The organism is Hydrocoleum sp. CS-953, from assembly GCF_002260545.1.
GTDB lineage: Bacteria > Cyanobacteriota > Cyanobacteriia > Cyanobacteriales > Microcoleaceae > Trichodesmium.
The window spans coordinates 1-6,098 of the sequence record NZ_LGSU01001018.1 but is presented as its reverse complement, the minus strand read 5'-3'; the positions used below and the strand labels follow the sequence as shown (position 1 = coordinate 6,098).

Sequence of the window (6,098 nt, the reverse complement as noted above, 5' to 3'; positions counted from 1 at the left end):
TCACAGAAAAAATGCTGATAATTTTGCCAATATGTAAAAGTAAGTCAGAAAAATAGTAGATGAGGATTTTCTCAATTTACCGATTTTATTTGACTCGGATATGAGGGGATAATTTTCCATACCTACTAATTTTTGCCGACGAGGTGGAGTCGAAGACAATTCTCATCTCATCCACAGATTTTCCACTAGAAAAAATTTCGATAATTTCGCCAATATGTAAAACTAAGTCAGAAAACTATCGCCGAATATTTTTCTGACTTGAGTGATTGTTTTAACTAAAAAAGTATGAGCGATTATCGTCGGACACTAAATCCTGCTCAAAACTATTATTGATAATAATTGCTTTTCATTTAAAGACTTTCTTTTGCTTTCTGAAGTTCATCTGCCCACTTTTTAAGTGCTGCCTCTTGGTATCCAAGAAACTCTTCTCGTTTTGCCAGTTCTTTTTCTTTTTGCTTGATTTCCAGTTCGCGCTTTTCAAGTCTTTATTCTCGTTCTTTAAGTTTATTTTCCCATTCTGTTGTATTTTTTCTAGTCTGATGAGACTTTTGTTTCAGCGATAATAAGTCAGAAGCTATCTTTCTTAATTCATCATCCGAAAAATTCATATACTTATTAGTTTGAAATTCTATTTTTTTAGCCAGTTCATCAAGACCAAATAGTCTAAACCACCAGCTATCACTAGAAATTTTATTTGTAGTGTTTGGATGAAGTGAAGGGCTAATAGCAACAATGCAAGTTGAATACCAAAATGGTCGCTCATCTGAGGCATTATCTAAGCAACGAAACTTATGTTTGTTTGCTTTTAGTAAGTTAAACCATTTAATCCGACACTCTTGAACCTGTTGAAATGGATTTCTATCTTTACTACCTACAATATGCCCACTCGGCGTAAACCAATCACCATTCTCAGATGCTAGAAATGGTTCATGGCATTCTTTTAATTCAATAGGAATAATCCCATCATTTTTGAGGACTGTTAAATCAATCTGACGGTTTTCAATATAATAATCCATTAAAACTAAATGGAGTTTCTCTTCATTACCGAAGCGAAACTCCATATCATCCAAAAATCTTCCTACAGCTTCTCTTTCATAGGATGTATCAAAATTTTTTCCCATCCAAATTTCAATAGTCATTGTGTCTATCCTTAACCTACTAAAATTTATCNCCATAAAGTATAATAGGCAACTATTTAATATTCGTATGATAGATATATTGGGTTTACCGAACTTACTAATACCAAATTAATGCATAGATAGTTACAGTAAAATGATGACAAAACTATTAGTAAATTTGCTGCCGTTATAGGGGATACAAATCAAATTATATTGTTGCCATAAAAAACAATTTCTTATGGTTATCAGACTGTTTATAGTCAAAAACGAAATAGTTTTACTCTCATAAAAAATAAATATTATAAATTCTTATCTCCTGACTCCTGAATACCAAGAACAAAGCCACTGTAGCAATATTTCATAAAATTGGTATGACTTGTTTAGTGCAATTGTGCCTGAGTAAAAACTTGACAGATTGAACAGCTTTTTTTGTCTAAAATTCCTCAATTATCTTAGCAGCATTGAACAAAACTCTAGTTAGATAGATGAGGGAATATTTGAATAATCTGACAAAATACATTGTTCCTAAAACTGAACAACTATTTACTTCATCAAATCGACATTTATTAATAGATTGATAACCAAGCGATCGCTCCAATATCTCTAAATTTCAAATGATGTTAAATTTTAATCAGTCTCGAACATCATTCTTGAACTTAGTAGCAGATTTATAGNCAACTATTTACTTCATCAAATCGACATTTATTAATAGATTGATAACCAAGCGATCGCTCCAATATCTCTAAATTTCAAATGATGTTAAATTTTAATCAGTCTCGAACATCATTCTTGAACTTAGTAGCAGATTTATAGAATCCTTTTTTAGTGAAATTACAAAGCCTAATATCTTAAATATTTCATCTTACATTTCTTATATTAATCAAACAATCTATAAATTTTTACTTCTGACTTTTCGCGATCGCAAACAAACTTCAAATCAAAACTTGAGGTCAACCACATAAATATAATTTTTACTAATCTAAATCAGCTTTGATATTGTTTGTACAAATCAAAAAAATCCTTTTTTTTGTCAATTGTTACAAAATATTTCACGAGCTTGCGTTATTTGAGCGATTTGTATCATACTGAACATTAAGTATAATGCTAATGTTGTGTGCAAAATAAAAATAACCTCTTTTTAACAAAGCTACAACCCAGTATTCACGTTAATACTATTCTAGATTCAGAGATTTACAGCTCACTAACTACAAGCTCAAAAAAACAAATTTTCCATAAGTAAAAATACCTGAGCAATTATAGGCATTGACAAAAAAATACAAATAGTGTAAAAAATTGGACTACTGAAAATATAACCATTGTTATCTAGGTTTTCTATTTCTGATTTCCTAAAAGCTAATACCTAGATTATCGTCGCTACCCTCCAAAGGAATTGAGTATTGGGAAAAGAAAAAAAAATCTTCAGCTTTCCAACAGAGCAATAGGAAAAAGATTCAATCCCCATCCTCATGCCCCTCATCCCCTAAACGAATTCAATGATTGAATTAAATAACTCCTATATTTGGGTATTGGTCAATCAAGGTATGAAAATAAAAATTGAACAATCTCAAATATTGTTATTCAATAGTTTAGCAATTACCAAAAAATACAAATCATACCCTAATTTACCAACGCCTATATTTGTATATTTTATTAGTAGCGATCGCCACCTAATTTTTACTAGGTTAACTAGAAATATAGTTGACTACTCCCCTGGCTGAAGCCGAGGGGATTCTAAGTAGATACTACGCAACATGATAAATCCGTGTTGCTCGGTCTATTCTTAGCTGACCAAAGATAAACTCTCTGGGGACAATTTCATTGTGCCCCTACACAGTCGGCTTAAGTCTAAACCTAGCTTTCTGCTTACTTTTGCGATTATATTTGCAGCTCCATTACAGTCTGCATTAATCAAGCAATTATTACCTGTTCGCTTGCAACCACGCTGTCTTGATGCAGTCGCTCATTGGGGAAACCCCCTTTGNATTCTAAGTAGATACTACGCAACATGATAAATCCGTGTTGCTCGGTCTATTCTTAGCTGACCAAAGATAAACTCTCTGGGGACAATTTCATTGTGCCCCTACACAGTCGGCTTAAGTCTAAACCTAGCTTTCTGCTTACTTTTGCGATTATATTTGCAGCTCCATTACAGTCTGCATTAATCAAGCAATTATTACCTGTTCGCTTGCAACCACGCTGTCTTGATGCAGTCGCTCATGGGGGAAACCCCCAAGACCGCGCTGCATCGCTTTGTTCTTTTTCCTGATGGTTTCCAATCATTGGGTTTCTCACCATAATTAGGTAGATAGTCACCATCTAAAAATGAAGCAATACTTGTATAACTTTCCTCAGTTTCTATAAATATAATCCCATACTCTTCACATAATTGAGCTATTCTTTCTTTGACTCTAGCTGTAGGAATTGGTACGAACTCAGAATTACTTTTTTTTCCTAATTCTATTTCATTTTTCTGACCTTTATTCCAACCAAAAACAATAGTACCGAGCTGATTTTTTAAACAATGATTAATTACTATTCTGGCCGCTTTATTTATACCGTCACGAATTTGGCGGTTACGCTTTTCTGTAATTGCAGCCAGTCTATTTGACCAAAATCCAGTCCGTTGATTTTCTTTAATAGTTGATATCTGTTTGTTGTACCAACGATTCATTGATTTGAGATTTTTCCCATCTACAATTAAGCTAGTACCCACATTCGATACACAGGTCAACCAATTATTTAAACCATGGTCTATTCCTAATACATTGTCTTGGTTTAGTTGAGGTTTAACTACTATTTCTTTTTCATAGACAAATTCTTGGGTAAAACATCTGTTTCTCGGTAATATTCTCAGTTCTTTGAGAGTAGAAAATGCTAGATTACTAGGCATTGGAATTAAAAAGCTATCTACTCCAAACCAGCGTTTACAGGTATTCCCCAGTGGTACTCTAAGCGTGATTATCTTTAAGTTTTAATGCTTGCTTGGGGTAACTTACTATAGCCATCCCCCCTTTTTTTCTATAGTTAGGAATTCTTGGTCTGTCTGAGATTTTCCCTTCATTATAGGCAATAATGAGACCATAATAAGACCTAAATGATTCAGCTACAGTTCTCAATATTTGTTGTGCTGAAGAGCGAATATAAAACTTTGTAATGATAGTTGTGTTTGTAGACCTTTTCCAAGTCATATTTGCCAATACCAATCCTTGCTTTAAAATATAATTGCCGACCATAATATATGCCCATGTTAGTGAGTTTGTGAGACTGTTCGCACAAGAATGTTAAAATGGGAATTAATTCATGATTTTTACCTACTAAAACTTGCTGACAACAGTACATTTGAAACGGGCATACCGAAAAGTTATTGTATGTAATACAAGCACAGGACAACTAAAGTTGTCTAGTATAAACGACTCCTTTGTTTTCATCCCTCGGTTAAAACACAGGGGCCTTCAACGTCGCTTTTCGGTAAAATTCAATAGTCTTGATATTACCTCTATTAGACAAGATTAAGTAATCCACAAGACATTAATATCGCTAAAATATTTATAGTATCTGTTCACATTCTCTCCTAACTTTGGAAAATCAAGAATCATTCATCAAATCAACTCATTTTCCCTATAATTTTTAATTTCTCAAAAGCCTAGACCAAGAAATATTCAAAACTTTTGTAGTGAGATAGCTTTTCCAGACAGATATCTAATCTGAGGTGCCTTGGTTTTTCCACCCTATACTTAAATGAAGTAAATCAGAATCAAGATAAATTTTGCTTCCTATCTATTCTTTAAATATGAAGTAGAGGAAAATTGAGAAAGCTAAAAAGTTTGAACTTTGGCATAGCTTCCATATCCTGTCAGTAAGAGTAGAAAACATACAGTCCGAAATCTTACGGTAAACTATTTAAAGAAAGGATGATATATGTTGAAAAATCTATAGGACTAAAACAAACTATGACATCTTATGCTACTACTACTGCCAGAGCCGAAATGAGTGAAATTCGGCGTCTCAAAGGCTTACTACCTCCAGAATTACAAAGTTGGGTAATGGTAGAAAAATCTATTGAAGTTAATCCCCCACTCATTCGCAGTGAGGAAATAGGCAAAGACCAGGTAGAAATATCCATTGACCTAGCACGTTGGGAACAACTAGCATTAGACCAACGTAATTTATTATTCTGGCATGAAGTGGCCAGAATTCAAAACGATACAATTCCCAGGGATGGTTGGGAAATGGCTGCCCTTGCCATTGGTTTGGGGGGTGCTGTTGGTGAATTATGGGTACAGGATGGTCTACTTTTATTTCTGGCCTTGGCTTTATGTGGTGTCTCTGGGTATAGACTTTATCAGAAAAATAACGGAGAACGTAATCTCAAAGAGGCGATAGAAGCAGATGATAAGGCGATCGCCCTAGCCACTCGTTTTGGTTATTCGCTCCCCAATGCTTATAAAAGTTTAGGTAGTGCTCTGAAAACTCTAATCGAAGAAACTCCCAAAAAACGGCAGAGGGCAAAATATGAAGCACGACTTCAAGCTCTCAAACGTAGTGCAGCTAAAGCCAAGGCAAGAGTAAAAGGAAGTCGTGAAACTTCACGTTCTGAAAATATATATAACTAGATAGGAAATATTGGGTGGGTTAGCCAGAAAGTAATCAAAACTAGACTTGTTCAGAAGTAACAACCCACTCAAATTTGTCCTGGTTATTTTGGTGTTATGATAGGGATAGGACTGAATGAATAGAAACAGCAATCTGGCTTGGTCGCTATATACATCATCTAAATAAATTCCATTCTCGAAGGTAGTGGGTATAGATTAATCTATTAAATATAGTATATTAGTATTAAGTCATTACTAATCATTAGACTAAAATTTTAGTCAAGAGGGTGGTCTAACCATTTAAGTGATTTTTATCTGAATCACTTAAGCATAATTTGGTAATCATTATGAAGCTGATTATGCCAGGAGAAGCTCCATTCATTAATTG

6 protein-coding genes are annotated in these 6,098 nt (G+C 34.0%); 2 read left to right on the top strand and 4 right to left on the bottom strand.

Going from position 1 to position 6,098, the window contains the following annotated elements:
* Together AFK68_RS36840 and AFK68_RS45250 are read right to left on the bottom strand one after the other, a co-directional pair.
* Positions 1-159 carry a hypothetical protein gene (locus AFK68_RS36840; RefSeq protein WP_168186480.1) on the bottom strand — a complete coding sequence of 53 codons (159 nt, stop codon included), beginning with the start codon at positions 157-159 and terminating at the stop codon, positions 1-3.
* Between the two features lie 326 nt (positions 160-485).
* Positions 486-1,061, bottom strand: a complete 576-nt coding sequence (locus AFK68_RS45250; RefSeq protein WP_371357394.1) for a nuclease-related domain-containing protein — start codon at positions 1,059-1,061, stop codon at positions 486-488.
* Between the two features lie 1,598 nt (positions 1,062-2,659).
* On the opposite strand from AFK68_RS45250, the gene AFK68_RS36835 reads away from it, so the two are divergent.
* Complete coding sequence (locus AFK68_RS36835; protein WP_168186479.1) at positions 2,660-2,836, top strand: hypothetical protein; 177 nt, start codon at positions 2,660-2,662, stop codon at positions 2,834-2,836.
* A 455-nt stretch (positions 2,837-3,291) separates the two neighbouring features.
* Here the strand turns inward: AFK68_RS36835 and AFK68_RS41765 are convergent, their stop codons facing one another.
* Together AFK68_RS41765 and AFK68_RS41760 are read right to left on the bottom strand one after the other, a co-directional pair.
* On the bottom strand, positions 3,292-4,008 hold the full coding sequence (locus tag AFK68_RS41765) for an RNA-guided endonuclease TnpB family protein (protein ID WP_246844199.1): 717 nt from the start codon (positions 4,006-4,008) through the stop codon (positions 3,292-3,294).
* 58 nt (positions 4,009-4,066) lie between these two features.
* Entirely contained in the window at positions 4,067-4,351 is a 285-nt protein-coding gene (locus AFK68_RS41760) for a hypothetical protein (RefSeq protein ID WP_246844198.1), read from the bottom strand.
* A 717-nt stretch (positions 4,352-5,068) separates the two neighbouring features.
* On the opposite strand from AFK68_RS41760, the gene AFK68_RS14670 reads away from it, so the two are divergent.
* Entirely contained in the window at positions 5,069-5,731 is a 663-nt protein-coding gene (locus tag AFK68_RS14670) for a DUF3318 domain-containing protein (protein ID WP_094673448.1), read from the top strand.
* Positions 5,732-6,098: the final 367 nt, after the last annotated feature.